At 65.6% G+C, this 15,280-nt stretch carries 21 protein-coding genes; 19 read left to right on the top strand and 2 right to left on the bottom strand.

Annotation, left to right across the window (positions count from 1 at the left end; genetic code table 11):
- The first annotated feature begins 98 nt into the window (after positions 1–98).
- From nifK to BMY22_RS01995, 16 genes are all read left to right on the top strand, one after another.
- The gene (gene nifK / locus BMY22_RS02070; RefSeq protein WP_090619180.1) at positions 99–1,670 is read left to right on the top strand and encodes a nitrogenase molybdenum-iron protein subunit beta; all 1,572 of its coding nucleotides are present in this window, start codon (positions 99–101) and stop codon (positions 1,668–1,670) included.
- A gap of 132 nt (positions 1,671–1,802) precedes the next feature.
- The gene (gene nifT / locus BMY22_RS02065; RefSeq protein ID WP_039800835.1) at positions 1,803–2,021 is read left to right on the top strand and encodes a putative nitrogen fixation protein NifT; all 219 of its coding nucleotides are present in this window, start codon (positions 1,803–1,805) and stop codon (positions 2,019–2,021) included.
- 4 nt (positions 2,022–2,025) lie between these two features.
- Positions 2,026–2,754 carry a dinitrogenase iron-molybdenum cofactor biosynthesis protein gene (locus BMY22_RS02060; protein ID WP_090619179.1) on the top strand — a complete coding sequence of 243 codons (729 nt, stop codon included), beginning with the start codon at positions 2,026–2,028 and terminating at the stop codon, positions 2,752–2,754.
- Positions 2,755–2,777: 23 nt separating this feature from the next.
- On the top strand, positions 2,778–3,047 hold the full coding sequence (locus BMY22_RS02055; protein WP_090619177.1) for a DUF6129 family protein: 270 nt from the start codon (positions 2,778–2,780) through the stop codon (positions 3,045–3,047).
- An 8-nt stretch (positions 3,048–3,055) separates the two neighbouring features.
- On the top strand, positions 3,056–3,790 hold the full coding sequence (locus tag BMY22_RS02050) for a 4Fe4S-binding leucine-rich repeat protein (RefSeq protein ID WP_090619176.1): 735 nt from the start codon (positions 3,056–3,058) through the stop codon (positions 3,788–3,790).
- A gap of 263 nt (positions 3,791–4,053) precedes the next feature.
- A complete protein-coding gene (gene nifE, locus BMY22_RS02045) occupies positions 4,054–5,463 on the top strand; it encodes a nitrogenase iron-molybdenum cofactor biosynthesis protein NifE (RefSeq protein WP_090619174.1) in 1,410 nt (469 codons plus the stop codon).
- Between the two features lie 10 nt (positions 5,464–5,473).
- On the top strand, positions 5,474–6,850 hold the full coding sequence (nifN, locus tag BMY22_RS02040) for a nitrogenase iron-molybdenum cofactor biosynthesis protein NifN (protein WP_090619173.1): 1,377 nt from the start codon (positions 5,474–5,476) through the stop codon (positions 6,848–6,850).
- A 3-nt stretch (positions 6,851–6,853) separates the two neighbouring features.
- Positions 6,854–7,330: a NifB/NifX family molybdenum-iron cluster-binding protein gene (locus BMY22_RS02035; RefSeq protein ID WP_090619171.1), complete on the top strand. Its 477-nt coding sequence runs from the start codon at positions 6,854–6,856 to the stop codon at positions 7,328–7,330.
- A 31-nt stretch (positions 7,331–7,361) separates the two neighbouring features.
- Positions 7,362–7,844 (top strand): NifX-associated nitrogen fixation protein, encoded by a 483-nt coding sequence (locus BMY22_RS02030; RefSeq protein WP_090619170.1) that lies wholly within the window; start codon positions 7,362–7,364, stop codon positions 7,842–7,844.
- Positions 7,845–7,860: 16 nt separating this feature from the next.
- Entirely contained in the window at positions 7,861–8,070 is a 210-nt protein-coding gene (locus BMY22_RS02025; RefSeq protein ID WP_090619168.1) for a CCE_0567 family metalloprotein, read from the top strand.
- A gap of 280 nt (positions 8,071–8,350) precedes the next feature.
- Positions 8,351–8,641: a ferredoxin III, nif-specific gene (gene fdxB, locus BMY22_RS02020; protein ID WP_090619167.1), complete on the top strand. Its 291-nt coding sequence runs from the start codon at positions 8,351–8,353 to the stop codon at positions 8,639–8,641.
- A gap of 12 nt (positions 8,642–8,653) precedes the next feature.
- Positions 8,654–8,977, top strand: coding sequence for a 2Fe-2S ferredoxin (locus BMY22_RS02015; RefSeq protein WP_090619165.1), 324 nt, complete (start codon positions 8,654–8,656; stop codon positions 8,975–8,977).
- Positions 8,978–8,982: 5 nt separating this feature from the next.
- Positions 8,983–9,483: a hypothetical protein gene (locus BMY22_RS02010; RefSeq protein WP_090619163.1), complete on the top strand. Its 501-nt coding sequence runs from the start codon at positions 8,983–8,985 to the stop codon at positions 9,481–9,483.
- A complete protein-coding gene (locus tag BMY22_RS02005; protein WP_244158775.1) occupies positions 9,483–9,857 on the top strand; it encodes a hypothetical protein in 375 nt (124 codons plus the stop codon). The genes BMY22_RS02010 and BMY22_RS02005 overlap by 1 nt, the downstream gene beginning before the upstream one ends.
- Entirely contained in the window at positions 9,854–10,612 is a 759-nt protein-coding gene (locus BMY22_RS02000; RefSeq protein WP_244158774.1) for a DUF364 domain-containing protein, read from the top strand. Before BMY22_RS02005 ends, BMY22_RS02000 begins: the two co-directional genes overlap by 4 nt.
- Positions 10,609–11,043, top strand: a complete 435-nt coding sequence (locus BMY22_RS01995) for a hypothetical protein (protein ID WP_244158773.1) — start codon at positions 10,609–10,611, stop codon at positions 11,041–11,043. The genes BMY22_RS02000 and BMY22_RS01995 overlap by 4 nt, the downstream gene beginning before the upstream one ends.
- A 46-nt stretch (positions 11,044–11,089) precedes the next feature.
- On the opposite strand, the gene BMY22_RS01990 is transcribed toward BMY22_RS01995, so the two are convergent.
- Entirely contained in the window at positions 11,090–11,308 is a 219-nt protein-coding gene (locus BMY22_RS01990; RefSeq protein WP_090619160.1) for a Nif11-like leader peptide family natural product precursor, read from the bottom strand.
- A 180-nt stretch (positions 11,309–11,488) separates the two neighbouring features.
- Positions 11,489–12,565 carry a molybdenum ABC transporter ATP-binding protein gene (modC, locus tag BMY22_RS01985; RefSeq protein ID WP_090619159.1) on the bottom strand — a complete coding sequence of 359 codons (1,077 nt, stop codon included), beginning with the start codon at positions 12,563–12,565 and terminating at the stop codon, positions 11,489–11,491.
- Positions 12,566–12,932: 367 nt separating this feature from the next.
- On the opposite strand from modC, the gene BMY22_RS01980 reads away from it, so the two are divergent.
- The 3 genes from BMY22_RS01980 (at position 12,933) to nifU (ending at position 15,279) form a co-directional block, all read left to right on the top strand.
- On the top strand, positions 12,933–13,694 hold the full coding sequence (locus BMY22_RS01980) for a hypothetical protein (RefSeq protein WP_090619157.1): 762 nt from the start codon (positions 12,933–12,935) through the stop codon (positions 13,692–13,694).
- Positions 13,695–13,947: 253 nt separating this feature from the next.
- Complete coding sequence (locus BMY22_RS01975; RefSeq protein ID WP_090619156.1) at positions 13,948–14,271, top strand: HesB/IscA family protein; 324 nt, start codon at positions 13,948–13,950, stop codon at positions 14,269–14,271.
- Positions 14,272–14,334: 63 nt separating this feature from the next.
- A complete protein-coding gene (nifU, locus tag BMY22_RS01970; RefSeq protein WP_090619154.1) occupies positions 14,335–15,279 on the top strand; it encodes a Fe-S cluster assembly protein NifU in 945 nt (314 codons plus the stop codon).
- Position 15,280 lies beyond the last annotated feature (1 nt).

The following is a 15,280-nucleotide window of genomic DNA, read 5'->3' as shown; positions in this document are numbered from 1 at the left end:
TCCGCAATCGTACGCATCGTCCGCTGTGGGCGGGCCGCCCGCCCGCAGCCGACATCCGCTATCGCCGTCCACAGATGAGTGGGGCGTAGGAGAGAGTCATGAGCCAGCAAGTCGATAACATCAAAGCCAGCTACCCGCTGTTCCTCGATCAAGACTACAAGGACATGCTTGCCAAGAAGCGCGACGGCTTCGAGGAAAAGCATCCGCAAGAGAAGATCGACGAAGTGTTCCAGTGGACCACCACTGAAGAATACAAGGAACTGAACTTCCAGCGTGAAGCCCTGACCATTAACCCGGCCAAGGCTTGCCAGCCGCTGGGCGCTGTTCTGTGCGCACTGGGCTTCGAGAAGACCATGCCCTACGTGCACGGTTCCCAGGGTTGCGTGGCCTATTTCCGCTCCTACTTCAACCGCCACTTCCGCGAGCCGGTTTCCTGCGTTTCCGACTCCATGACCGAAGACGCGGCGGTGTTCGGCGGCCAGCAGAACATGAAGGACGGTCTGCAGAACTGTAAGGCTACCTACAAGCCCGACATGATCGCAGTGTCCACCACCTGCATGGCCGAGGTCATCGGTGACGACCTCAACGCCTTCATCAACAACTCGAAGAAGGAAGGTTTCATTCCTGACGAGTACCCGGTGCCGTTCGCCCACACCCCGAGCTTCGTGGGCAGCCACGTGACCGGCTGGGACAACATGTTCGAAGGCATCGCTCGCTACTTCACCGCCAAGTCGATGGACGACAAGGTGGTTGGCAGCAACGGCAAGCTCAACATCGTCCCCGGCTTCGAAACCTACCTGGGCAACTTCCGCGTGATCAAGCGCATGCTCTCGGAAATGGGCGTGGGCTACAGCCTGCTCTCCGATCCGGAAGAAGTGCTGGATACCCCGGCTGACGGTCAGTTCCGCATGTACGCGGGCGGCACCACCCAGGAAGAGATGAAGGACGCGCCGAACGCTCTCAGCACCGTCCTGCTGCAACCCTGGCAGCTGGAAAAGACCAAGAAACTGGTCGAAGGTACCTGGAAGCACGAAGTTCCGAAGCTGAGCATCCCGATGGGCCTGGACTGGACCGACGAATTCCTGATGAAAGTCAGCGAAATCAGCGGCCAGCCGATTCCGGCCAGCCTGACCAAAGAGCGTGGCCGTCTGGTCGACATGATGACCGACTCCCACACCTGGCTGCACGGCAAGAAGTTCGCTCTGTGGGGTGACCCGGACTTCGTGATGGGCATGGTCAAGTTCCTGCTGGAGCTGGGCTGCGAGCCGACCCACATCCTGTGCAACAACGGCAGCAAGCGCTGGAAGAAGGCGGTCGACGCCATCCTGGCCGCTTCCCCGTACGGCAAGGACTGTGAAGTTCACGTTGGTCGCGACCTGTGGCACATGCGTTCCCTGGTCTTCACCAACAAGCCGGACTTCATGATCGGCAACAGCTACGGCAAGTTCATCCAGCGCGACACCCTGCACAAGGGCAAAGAGTTCGAAGTTCCGCTGATCCGTATCGGCTTCCCGATCTTCGACCGTCACCACCTGCATCGCTCCACCACCCTGGGTTACGAGGGTGCCATGCAGATCCTGACCACCCTGGTGAACTCGATCCTGGAGCGTCTGGACGAGGAAACCCGCGGTATGCAGGCCACCGACTACAACCACGACCTGGTTCGCTAAGTCGCGGTTCGAGCGGTATCGGCCGGGGCGGCGCCAGCCGCTCCGGCATTTCCTTGGCGGTTGTCAGCAGGCCGGCGGGCGCTTAGCATCCGCAGCCTGCGACACCGCCAAACCTGTCTAAGGAGCAAGCCCATGCCCAGTGTCATGATTCGCCGTAACGACGCAGGTCAACTGACCTTCTACATCGCCAAGAAAGACCAGGAAGAAATCGTGGTCTCCCTGGAGCATGACAGCCCCGAGCTGTGGGGCGGCGAGGTCACCCTCGGCGACGGCTCCAGCTACTTCATCGAGCCGATCCCGCAACCCAAGCTGCCGATCACCGTGCGCGCCAAGCGAGCCGGCGAGGCCTGATTCCATGAGTGCGCAACCGCCGTACGGCCAGGCCCCCCTGCCGGCCCATCTGGCTCTGCGCATTGCCTTGGCGGCACGTTCGCTCAAGGGGGTGGACACCGCCCACCTGCTGCGTGCCCTGATTGCCGCCGTTGGTGAACCCATCACGGAAGCGCGTCTGCGCAAACTGCGAGCTTCCCGCCTGCGTGCCCGACTGCTTGAGGCGTGCGGGGACAGTGTCCCGCCGGCGCTGACCGATCGTCAGCTGCACAGTGCACTCGGCCTGCTCAAGGGCCGCGGCGTGCGGATGCCGGAAGATCCCCTGCCGATCCCCGAGCCCTATCGCGAGGGCGAATTCCCCTACTCGGTGCGCATCGCCTGCGCGTCCGACAGCGGCGAGCGTCTGGACGGCATCTTCAGCAATTGCGCGCGCTTTCTCATCTACCAGATCTCGCCCCGCGAGACCCGTCTGGTCGACCTGCGCGAGCCCGGTCCCGGTCGCGACGACGAAGACCGCCATGCGCGCCGGGCCGAATTGCTCGGCGACTGCCAGCTGCTCTACACCCTGAGTATCGGCGGTCCGGCGGCGGCCAAGGTGGTCCGCGCCGGGGTCCATCCGGTCCGCCTGGCCCGTGCCCAGCCGGCCCGCGAGATCGTCGAGGAGCTGCAGCGGGTGCTGGCCACCGCGCCGCCGCCCTGGCTGGCCAAGGCGATGGGTGCCGAGCCCGACCAGCGCGTACGTTTCACCCAGTAACTGCTTCGGATGAGGACACAGCCATGATCAGCCAAACACTTCTCGACGATGTCATCCGCCAGGCCGAACAGGGGGTTCTGGGCGAAAGCCTGCTCGCCAGCCTGCGCAGCGCCCATCCCGGCGTGCACTTCACCTGCTGCATGGAGGACGACATCGTGGTCAACGCCAAGCCGGTCGCCGAGCGTCCGGGTTTCAACGTCTATCTGGTCAACTCCAGCGATCACTGCTCGGTGCTGAGCAACGACCTGGGCTCCGCCTCCGGCATCGTCCTGGCGGAAATCATCGAGGATTGAGGTGAGGCATGGCCGACGATCAAGGCGACATCACTCCCCTCGGCGACTGCCGGGCCTGCAGCTTTCGCATGAGCCTGCTGCTGGGTGGCCGCTGCACGCCGGGCGATGCCTGCGTGGCGGTGGAGAGCGGGCGACAGATCGACCGTTTCTTCCGCAATAATCCGCAACTGGCCGCGCACTACTTGGGCGACTCCTTCTGGGAGCGCCGCGCCATCGCCGTGCGCTATTCGCCGGTGGAGGCGCTGACCCCGCTGATCCGCGACAGCGACGAGGTGGTCCGCCGGGCCGTCGCCTACCGTCTGCCCCGCGAACAGCTGGGTGCGCTGATACACGACGACGACCGCGAGGTACGGATCACCGTGGCCGACCGCCTGCCGCTGGAGCAGCTGGAGCAGATGGCCGCCGACAAGGACTACCTGGTGCGCGCCTACGTGGTCCAGCGGATTCCCCAGGGCCGGCTGTTCCGCTTCATGCGCGACGAGGACCGCCAGGTGCGCAAGCTGGTGGCCAAGCGCCTGCCCGAGGAGAGCCTGGGCCTGATGACCCAGGACCCGGAGCCCGAGGTTCGGCGTATCGTCGCCTCGCGCCTGCGCGGCGACGACCTGCTCGAACTGCTCCACGACCCGGACTGGACGGTGCGCCTGGCCGCGGTGGAGAACGCTCCGTTGGCCGCCCTGCGCAAGCTCGACGAACCCGATCCGGAAGTCCGCCGGGCGATCGACGAGCGGCTCGCCGCGTCCTGATCCCCGCCGCCGTCCCGCGCCATCCGGCCGGGACGGCCGTGGCGGCCGCCGCTGCGTCGGCCTCCTCTACCCTTGTCGTCTTTTGCCCGGTGCCGGCGGGAAGGCCCGCCGCTGGCCGTCCGCTTGTTGCAAACCCGACAGGAAGGCGCGTTTACGACAAAGTTTCTTCTTGAAAATTCTTTGTAAATCAATCGCTTATCTTGTGGTATGAGCATTGCAATGATCCATTGCGAACGCTGCATCAACGACCAGAGGGGTACGCGATGAAAGCCAAGGATATTGCCGAGCTGCTCGACGAGCCAGCATGCGAGCACAACAAGAAGGAAAAGTCCGGCTGTTCCAAGCCCAAGCCCGGCGCGACGGCCGGTGGCTGTGCCTTCGACGGCGCGCAGATCGCTCTGCTGCCGATCGTGGATGTCGCGCATATCGTGCACGGCCCGATCGCCTGTGCCGGCAGCTCTTGGGACAATCGTGGTACCCGCTCCAGCGGGCCTGACCTGTACCGCATCGGCATGACCACCGATCTCACCGAGAACGACGTGATCATGGGACGTGCCGAGAAGCGCCTGTTCCATTCGATCCGCCAGGCCGTGGAGACCCACGCACCGCCGGCGGTGTTCGTCTACAACACCTGCGTACCGGCACTGATCGGTGACGACCTCGACGCGGTGTGCAAGGCCGCTGCCGAGCGTTTCGACACCCCGGTGGTTCCGGTGGACTGTGCCGGCTTCTACGGCTCCAAGAACCTCGGTAACCGCATCGCCGGCGAGGCCATGCTCAAGCACGTGATCGGCACCCGCGAGCCCGATCCGCTGCCGGAAGGCAGCGCGCGCCCCGGTATCAAGGTGCACGACGTCAACCTGATCGGCGAATACAACATCGCCGGCGAGTTCTGGAACGTGTTGCCGCTGCTCGACGAACTGGGCCTGCGGGTGCTCTGCACCCTGGCCGGCGATGCGCGCTACCGCGAGGTGCAGACCATGCACCGCGCCGAAGTGAACATGATGGTCTGCTCCAAGGCGATGATCAACGTCGCCCGCAAGCTGCAGGAAACCTACGGCACGCCCTGGTTCGAAGGCAGCTTCTACGGCATCACCGATACCTCGCAGGCGCTGCGCGACTTTGCCCGGCTGATCGACGATCCCGACCTGACCGCCCGCACCGAGGCGCTGATCGAGCGCGAGGAAGCGAAGATCCGCGCCGCCCTCGAGCCCTGGCGCGCACGCCTCAGCGGCAAGCGCGTGCTGCTCTACACCGGCGGCGTGAAGTCCTGGTCGGTGATCTCCGCCCTGCAGGATCTGGGCATGAAGGTGGTGGCCACCGGCACCCGCAAGTCCACCGAGGAAGACAAGGCGCGCATCCGCGAGCTGATGGGCGATGACGTCCGCATGCTGGACGAGGGCAGCCCGAAGGTTCTGCTGCAGACCGTCGAGGACTACAAGGCCGACATCCTGATCGCCGGCGGCCGCAACCTCTACACCTCGCTCAAGGGCCGGGTGCCCTTCCTCGACATCAACCAGGAGCGCGAATTCGGCTACGCCGGCTACCAGGGGATGCTCGAACTGGTGCGCCAGCTGTGCCTGACCATCGAGAGCCCGGTCTGGGAGGCTACCCGCAGCCCGGCACCGTGGGACAGCAACGGTTACCCGCAGCCGGCGAAGCCTGGCGCCTGAGGAGAGAGACATGGCCGAGATCATCAATCGCAAGAAGGCGCTGGCCGTCAGTCCGCTGAAGGCCAGCCAGACCATGGGTGGCGTGCTCGCCATCCTCGGCATGGCACGCAGCATGCCCCTCATGCATGGTTCCCAGGGCTGCACCGCCTTTGCCAAGGTGTTCTTCGTCCGTCACTTCCGCGAGCCGATTCCGCTGCAGACCACCGCGATGGATCAGGTGACCTCGATCATGGGTGCCGACGACAACGTCGTCGAAGCGCTGAAGGTCATCAGCGAAAAGAACCAGCCCGGCCTGATCGGCCTGGTCACCACCGGCCTGTCGGAAACCCAGGGCTGTGACCTGCACTCGGCACTGCACGAGTTTCGCAGCAAGTTCCCGCAGTTCGACAGCGTGCCGGTGGTGACCGTCAACACCCCGGACTTCTCCGGCAGCTTCGAGAGCGGCTACGCCCTCACGGTGACGGCGATCATCGACACCTTGGTGCCGGAAGACCGCAGCAAGGTCGGCCAGCGTCAGCGCCAGGTCAACGTGCTGTGTTCCTCCAGTCTGACGCCCGGTGACCTGGAGTTCATCAGCGAGAGCATCGAGGGCTTCGGCCTGCGTCCGCTGTTGATCCCGGACCTGTCCGGCTCGCTGGACGGCCACCTGGAAGAGTCGCGCCTTAACTCGCTGACCACTGGCGGTCTGACCGTGGACGAGCTGAAGAGCTGCAACCAGAGTATCGCCACCCTGGTGGTGGGCGAGAGCCTGCTCCCGGCCGCCGACCTGCTGAAGGAGCGCACCGGGGTACCGGATCACCGCTTCGGCCTGCTGATGGGGCTGGAGGCCGTGGACCGGTGGCTGGTCACGCTGTCGAATTTGAGCGGCAACCCGGTGCCGCCGCGTCTGCAGCGCCAGCGTCAGCAGCTGCAGGACGCCATGCTGGATACCCATTTCATGCTGGGTGACAGCCGGGTGGCGATCGCCGCAGACCCCGACCTGCTGCTGGCCTACGACCGCCTGCTGCGCAGCGTCGGCTCGCGCACCGTGACGGCGGTGGTACCGGCTCGTGCCCCGGCGCTGGAAGACTCGCCGCTGGCCGCCATCCAGATCGGTGATCTGGAGGACCTGGAAAACAGCGCGCGCGCCGAGGGTGCCGAGCTGGTGCTGGGCAACAGCCATGTGCTGCAGCCGGCCAAGCGTCTGGGCGTGCCGGTGCTGCGTGTCGGCTTCCCGCAGTACGACCTGATCGGCGGCTTCCAGCGTTGCTGGTGCGGCTATCGCGGCACCACCCAGGCCCTGTTCGACATGGCCAACCTGCTGGTCGAACACCACCAGGGCATCGCGCCCCATCTCTCGATCTACGCGCAAAAACCCGCAACCGAACAGCAGCAATGGAGGCACTGAGCAATGTCCAGCCCGACCCGACAATTGCAGGTACTGGATGGTGAGGACGACGGCACCTTGCTGAAGGTTGCCTTCGCCTCGTCCGATCGCGAACTGGTCGACCAGCACTTCGGCTCGTCGCGCTCCTTCGTCATCTACGGGGTCAATCCCGAGCGTTCCCAGCTGCTCTCGGTCGTCGAGTTCGGCGAGCTGGAGCAGGACGGCAACGAGGACAAGTTGGTCAGCAAGATCGAGCTGCTCGACGGCTGCGTCGCCGTATACTGCCGTGCCTGCGGTGCTTCGGCGGTGCGCCAGTTGCTGGCCATCGGCGTGCAGCCGGTCAAGGTGAGCGAAAGCGCGCGGATTGCCGAACTCATCGAAACCCTCCAGACCGAACTGCGCGAAGGCCCTTCGGCCTGGCTGGCCAAGGCCATCCAGCGCACCCGCGGCCCCGACGTCAAGCGCTTCGACGCCATGGCCGCCGAAGGCTGGGACGAGTAAGGCCGATCATTTTTTCAGCGAGGAACCGTACATGTACTACGAAGAGCAACAAGAACCCGTGGTGCAGGAAGACGACCAGTCCCTGCAACACCCCCTCGTCCGCCAGATGGTGATCCAGCTGCGGGCCGTGGACAGCTACGGCACCTACGACACCTGGAGCGATGCCCGCGTGCTCGACCCGCTGGTGCTGACCAAGGAGCGCCGCAAGGCCATCCCGGTGGTCGGCGATCCGGACGAAACCACCATCTCCCGGGTCAAGGCCTACTACAACGCCCTGGCCCAACTGATCGAGCGCGAAACCGGCCTGCTCGCCGTGCCGGTGATCAACATCACCCACGAGGGCTTCGGTCGCGCGCTGATCCTGGTCGGCAAGCTGGTCGCCCTGGACAAGGTGCTGCGCGACGTCCACCGCTTCGGCTTCGACTCCCTCGAGGCGCTGGTCGCCGAGGCGCAGAAGCAACTGGCCAAGGCGACCGCCCTGGTCGGCGAGCACCGCGCGGTCGCCGAACTCTGATTCTGGGGGGACATCGATGAGCGAAGAAGACATCAAGGCCCTGAAGAAAGAGGTCAGCCAGAAGAAGCGCATCGCGACCGAGTGGGCCTCGCAGATCCACGACCTGGTCGAGGATCGCCTGTTCAACGACTACGATTCGCTGCCGGAGCTGGCCCGGCAGGCTCACCAGGCGTGCCTGGAGTGGGCCGAAGCCAAGGCGCGTCTCGACGCGACCGGCGCCGCCTGACGACGGCAGCGGCTGCGCCGGGCGCTGCGCATCCGGCCGGCCGCGATCGGGCACAGGCTCACGAGGCCTGCGTCTTCTATATCCGGGCCCTCGCGGCCCGATCCTTGTGGCCCGCCCTGGCGGCGGGCAACTGCCGCCCGAGCCCACGAAGCCGGGCGGTGCCCGGCCGGACCGGGCACCGACGAGCAAAACCATGCAGAGCGGGCTTTCGAACCGCCTTTATCGATATCGACAACCGTTTGGCCTCCGCCACCGTGAAGGGGCGGGCAGGAGAAAGTAGATGGCTATGATTACCGGGCGTACCCGTGGCGGCTCCGAGTGGGTTCCGCAGTTTATTACCGCACTGAATCCGCAGACCTGCATCGGCTGCGGTCGCTGCTACAAGGTCTGTCCGCGCGATGTGTTCGAGCTGGTCGACCGCGCCGATCTCATCGAGGCCGACGACGATCATGACGACGACGACGAAATGATGGTCATGGCCATCAAGGATGGCCAGGACTGCATCGGCTGCACCTCGTGCGCCAAGGTTTGCGCCAAGCAGTGCCACACCCACGAAGCCGCGGCGGCTTGAGGAGACGAGATCATGGCCAAGCCTGAGTTCCACATCTTCATCTGCGGCCAGCATCGTCCCGAGGGGCATCCCCGCGGCAGCTGCGGCGCCAAGGGCGCCGAGCCGGTGTTCAACGCTTTCGCCCAGGTGCTGATCCAGAAGAACCTGACCAATCGCATCGCCCTGACCAACACCGGCTGCCTCGGCCCCTGCCAGGCCGGCGCCAACGTGCTGATCTACCCCGGTGCGGTCATGTACAGCTGGGTGGAGCCTGCCGACGCCGCGATCATCGTCGAGCAGCATCTGCTGGGCGGCGAGCCCTACGCGGACAAGCTCACCCCTGCCGAGATCTGGTAAACGACATGGCCGACGTGCTGCTGTTCGCTGCCGAGCGTGCGTTCTTTTCCGACCGCACGCCCCAGCCGCTGCGTTACCTGCTCAACAGCGCCCTCTGCGCCGGGACTCCCGATGCCGTCGAGGCACTGTTGCTGGAGGCACGCCAGCGCTGGCCCGCGGAGCCGGACGCGCACATCGGCCTGTACAAATTCTACTTCGTCAGCAGACGCTACGAAGAGGCCGAGGCGGCCGTCTGGGCGGCGCTGCGTGCTGCCGCCGGAGCGGCCGGGTTCGACCGCAACTATCGCCGCCTGCACCCGGGCAGTGCCGACTGGAGTCGGCGCCAGGGCGCCGAGCGGCTGTACCTGTTCAGCCTCAAGGCGCTGGGGGTGATCCGCCTGCGCCGCGCCAAGGTGGCGATGGCCCGGCAGGTGCTGGAAAAGCTGCTGGAACTCGACCCCGGCGACGAGATCGGCGGTGGCGCCTTCCTGCATATCGCCCGTTCCTTCGACGAGGATGCCGCGTGATGAATGCGCCTCTTGAGAGGCGTCTGGACGACGCCCAGCCGCTGTTCGCGGAACTCTGGCAGGTGCTGGCCGATAGCCTGCGCGCCGCCGGACTCGACCAGGGCCTGGCGGTCTCCGGTATGCCCCATACCCGTGGCGAGCTGCGCGAGGACTCCTACGACCGCAGCCAGTCCCTGTATGTCGAATGGCGCACGCCGGGCGGCGGCTACCTGGGCAGCGTGCTGGTGCACGGGGACGGACAGGCCTTCGCCGAGTTCGACGTGCTGCTGCCGCACCCGCGCAAGCCGCAATGGGTGATCGAGGCCGCCACCGCCTGGGGCTACCGCGGTGCGCTGAAGAGCGAGCTTCGTCTGCTGCCGGCGCTCGACTCGTGAACGGCTTGTACGACTGGCTGCTGGAACATGCCGCCGCTGCCGCTCGCGACGAGCCGGTCGGGCGGGTCTGTCTCGGCCTCAACTGGACCCTGGCGGAGGTCGGCGACGGCCTCGGCTTCGCCTTCAGCCCGCGTCAGGTGCCGCGCACCTTGAGCTGGGCCGGCACGCTGGGCGGTCAGGCGAGCGACCGCCTGTGCCCCTGGCTGCTGTCCTGGGATGCCGCCGAGGCGGCGGTGGGCCTGGCGGTGGTCAATGCCGGCATCAATCGCTCCTCGCCCTGCCTGCGCCAGGCCCAGCCGCTGCTGGGCGAGGTGCCCGGACATCTGCGCGTGTTCGCCCACTTCCGGCCGCAGCTGGACGGGCAGAAAGTCGCGGTGATCGGCCATTATCCGGGGCTCGAGACGCTCTGGCACGACTTCCCCTACTGGTGTTTCGAGCGCCAGCCGCAGGACGGCGACCTGCCCGACGCCGCCGTCGAGTACCTGCTGCCGGAGGCCGACTGGGTGTTCATCACCGCCAGCAGCCTGGCCAACAAGACCCTGCCGCGCCTCCTGGAGCTGTCGTCCCGTGCCCGGGTGGTGCTGATGGGGCCGAGTCTGCCGTGGATCTACGAGTGGCGACGGTTCGGGGTGAACTACCTGGCGGGGGTGCGGGTGCAGGATGCCCGGGCCGCGCATCAGGTGGTCGCCGAAGGAGGCGGTACCCGGCTGTTTGCCGGGCCGGTGGAATATGCCCTGTTGGCGTTGGACTCATGAACGAACAGCAAACCATTGAAGCGTTGGCGTGGCGGATACTGCTCTGCCACAAGCATCCGGTGAGCGCGCGGCTGCGCTTTCTGATCCCGAGCGAGGCCGGCGTGGTCTTGCCGCAGGCTCTGCCCAAGCTGGCGGTGATTGCCGAGCAGGAGCAGGAGGCGCCCGTGCAGTGCCATCCGGCCACTGCGCTGCGCTGTCTGCAGGAGGCGCTGGACATCGACTGGCCGCTGGAGCCGGTCGGCGAGTTCCAGTTGAACATGGAGGTGCCGGGGCAGATCCTGCCGGTCTACCTGGTGGCCCTGTCCGGGCACGAGCTGCGCGAGCCGCCGCCCGGTACCCGCTGGATCGATCTGCCGCAGAGCATCGGCATGCCCTGGCTCGACCGCGAACTGCTGCGGCGGGTCTACGAGGTGCTGATCGGCTTCGGCTGATCGCCGGCGGAGCGGGTGCCGGGGCGCGATGCCCCGGCGGACGGACTCAGGCAGGCAGCAGGGCCTTGGCCATCTTCGGCGACAGCTGGTCCTTGCTGAACTGCGGCTCGTTCGGCGGATACAGCGCATCCTCGATGACGTTGAAGCCGGATTCCTTGACCAGGGCGAGGATGTCGCGGACTTTTTCGCAGGCTTTGAGCTTCTCGCCCAGGGCGGGCTCCGCTTTGGCCTTCTCGGCGAAGGCTTTGATTTCCTTGATGGACATGCACTTCTCTCTTTCTTGATGATTGCAGCAAACCCAAGGCCGACGGGCCTAGGCGGAGTCGTTTTATGCAATCGCAGTGCCTTTGTAAAATATTCCTTATAAATCAATGAATTAATCTTTATTTCCTGTCGCGTTGGTGACAATGAGCGGAGGCTTTGGCGCAATTGCGACAGGTTTTTCTCAGTCCATCATCGCCACCGACTTGATCTGCGCGTACACCGGGAGATTCGGCGCCAGTCCCAGCCGGTCGGCCGACAGGCGGGTGATCCGCGCGAGGATGCAGGCGCTGCCCAGGTCCAGTCGCACCATGACCCGCGCCGAGTCGCGCTCGTAGAACAGGTCGACGATGCGCGCGCTGAGGGTGTTGAGGATGCTGCTGCGGTGCGGCGGGTCGAGGGCGATGCTCACGTCCCGGGCGAAGATGCGCACCCGCGTCTCGGCTTCCGGCGGCAGGCGGCAGAGGGCGACGCTGAGGGTGCCGCCGGGAACCCGGAGGGTGCTCAGCTGGTAATGGTGATCGTGGCGTTCCACCTGGCCGATGATTACCACCGCGGCTTCGTCGGGATGGCCGAGCGGCAGGCGCGGATCGCTCAGCAGCCGGCTCGGCGGACCGCTGGCGAGCGTCTGGCCCTTGTCCAGCAGGACCAGGTGGTCGGCCAGCCGGGTGACTTCGTCCTGGCTGTGGGTGACGTAGAGCAGGGGAATCTGCAGCCGCTCGCGCAGTTGTTCGAGGAGCGGGAGGATTTCCGCCCGGCTGTGGCGATCCAGGCTGGCCAGCGGTGCGTCGAGCAGCAGCAGGTCCGGGCTGGTCAGCAGGGCGCGGACGATGGCGACGCGTTGGCGCTGGCCGGCGGAAAGCTGCTCGGCACGTTGCCCGAGCAGCGCTTCCAGGTCGAACAGGGCGACTGCCTCGTCGAAGCCGAGGCGCCGCCGGGCGCGGGGCACGCGCCGGTAGCCGAACGCGAGGTTGGCCCGTACGTCCAGGTGCGCAAACAGCTCGCCGCTCTGGTCGACGTAACCCAGCGGGCGCAGGTGGCCGGGGCGGAAATGGGCGCCTTCCTGCCAGAGCTGTTCGCCGACGCGCAGGAAGCCTTCGGCCCGTTCCAGTCCGGCGATGGCGCGCAGCAGGGTGGTCTTGCCGCTGCCGGAGCGGCCGAACAGCACGCTGATGCCGGTCGCTGGCAGTTGCAGGCGGGCGTCGAGCCGGAAGGCACCCTGCTGCAGGCGCAGCTGCGCATCTATACCCAGTTCCGGCATCTGAAATCTCCCGTGCCCAAGGGGTGAAAAGGTAAGCAACGCAGGCGGGGTGCCGGCAGGACGCGGACGGTCCGGCCACCTGCCGGGAAATCCGGGCGCTGTGGCGGCTCGCTGACCGCGCGGGCTTTCCCGGATGGCTTGTCGGCTACGGCACAAGGCCGATTTATATGTGTAGTTTTGTGTATAAACAAACAAGCACTGAATGCAGTGCAATCCCGCATGGCGCCTAAATTTATCGTATTGGCAAAGTCCTTGCACGTGGGATTGTCAGTTGTTATTTGTATACTTTTATATATAGCGCATGCTCGTCCGCGCCCGGCTTGTCCTGCGGCGCTCCGTCATGCCATTGCCGCAGGGGTCCAAGGTCATGCTGGAAGCACGCTCCGCAACCGTACCACTGATCGACAGCTTCGCTTTCGCCCGCGACGGCTTCGTCCTGCTGCGCGGTTGTCTCCCCGAAACGCTGGTCGACCGGCATGCCGCCGCCGTGGCGGCCTACCGGCTGCGCTGCGAACCGTCCTGCGGACAGCGCCAGCCCCATCCGCAGGTGCTGCGCCGGCGCAGCGCCGTTCACCTGCAGGCGGCCGGCATCCTCGGGCTGGTGCTGCACGAGCGGCTGCTCGCACCGCTCAACATGCTGGCCGGCGAAAGAAGCTACCTGCTCGGCATCGATGCCCTGGAGAGCGCGCAGGTGCTGCTTGCCAGCGATGCCTGCGTGGGGGGTACGCCGCATCTGGGCGTCCTGATCGCCCTGCGGCCGATTCCCCTCGAGGCCGGGCTCAAGGTTCAGCCGGGCAGCCACCTGGACAGCCGTCGTTCCCTGCAGCGGATGCTCGCCGGCGATCCGGCGCTGGCCGTCCAATTGCGGCGAATGCACGAGGAAGGTGCGAGCCTGGAGCGGTGGCGCCAACTCGAGGCGCGTCTGTTGCGGGTGCGGGCGCAGGAGTCGTCGCCCGGCCAGCCCATGCGCCTGCTGGCGCTACGCAAGGGCGACGTACTGATCCAGCAGCAGGGATTGCTCGGGGCGGCCGAGCGGGTGGAGCGCAACGGCTGTCTGGTGGTCCGTTATGGGGCCTCGCAGCTGCACCGCAACCCCTATTTCAGCGATGCGGCCCTGGTCGGCGATTGAGCTCGCCGGGCGAGGCGGAAAGCTGTCGGCGTGCCGCGCCAGGGTGGGGGCGGGTAACGACCGACAGGCCTTGTCGGAAATCAGACATTCATTGCCACAGGTATTGTTCGCTACAGCCAAAGATCCTCTTGTTAAAATTTAAATAATTGATTTTAAAGATAAAATTCATTTTTTGCGGCGTGGCATGCCGGTTGCAGCGATGAACTGCGACAGGTTGAGCATGCAACCGCCAAGTTTTTGAGGAGACAAGCCGATGATTACCCTGACAGATAGCGCCAAGAGCGCGGTTACCCGCTTCATCAGCAGCACTGGCAAGCCGGTCGCCGGTTTGCGCATCCGGGTCGAGGGTGGCGGCTGCTCCGGTCTGAAATACAGCCTGAAACTGGAAGAGACAGGCGGGGAGGGCGATCAACTGATCGACTGCGACGGCATCACCCTGCTGGTCGACGATGCCAGCGCCCCTCTGCTCAACGGCGTGACCATGGACTTTGTGGAAAGCATGGAAGGTAGCGGTTTCACCTTCGTCAATCCGAATGCCAGCAACAGCTGCGGTTGTGGCAAGTCTTTTGCTTGCTGATAGGCAACCCTGAGGTCGCCGGCTGGGCCGGCCCCCAAAGACTCACCGGGAGATGAAGCCGACATGTGGGATTATTCGGAAAAAGTCAAAGAGCATTTTTACAACCCCAAGAATGCCGGAGCCGTGGACGGCGCCAACGCCATCGGCGACGTCGGGTCGCTGAGCTGCGGTGACGCGCTGCGCCTGACCCTGAAGGTGGATCCGGAAACCGACGTGATCCTGGATGCCGGCTTCCAGACCTTCGGCTGTGGTTCCGCCATCGCCTCCTCCTCGGCGCTGACCGAGATGGTCAAGGGCCTGACCCTGGACGACGCCCTGAAGATCAGCAACCAGGACATCGCCGATTTCCTCGACGGCCTGCCGCCGGAGAAGATGCACTGCTCGGTGATGGGCCGCGAAGCCCTGCAGGCCGCGGTGGCCAACTACCGTGGCGAGGAACTCGAGGACGACCACGAGGAAGGCGCGCTGATCTGCAAGTGCTTCGCCATCGACGAGGTGATGGTTCGCGACACCATTCGCGCCAACAAGCTGTCCACCGTCGAGGACGTGACCAACTACACCAAGGCCGGCGGCGGCTGCTCGGCCTGCCATGAGGGCATCGAGCGCGTGCTGACCGAAGAGCTGGCCGCCCGCGGCGAAGTCTTCGTCGCCGCACCGACCAAGGCGAAGAAAAAGAAAGCCGCTCCCGTGGTGGCGGCCGAGCCGGCTCCCGCTCCGGTGACCGAGGCTCCGGTGGCTCCGCCGAAGATGAGCAACCTGCAGCGCATCCGCCGCATCGAGACCGTGCTGGCGGCGATCCGTCCGACCCTGCAGCGCGACAACGGCGACGTCGAGCTGATCGATGTCGACGGCAAGAACATCTACGTCAAGCTCACCGGCGCCTGCACCGGCTGCCAGATGGCGTCCATGACCCTTGGCGGTATCCAGCAGCGCCTGATCGAGGAACTCGGCGAGTTCGTCAAGGTGATTCCGGTCAGCGCCGCGGCTCACGCCCAGATGGAGGTCTGAC

Source organism: Azotobacter beijerinckii (assembly GCF_900110885.1).
GTDB lineage: Bacteria > Pseudomonadota > Gammaproteobacteria > Pseudomonadales > Pseudomonadaceae > Azotobacter > Azotobacter beijerinckii.
This window is presented reverse-complemented; position numbering and strand designations above follow the sequence as displayed.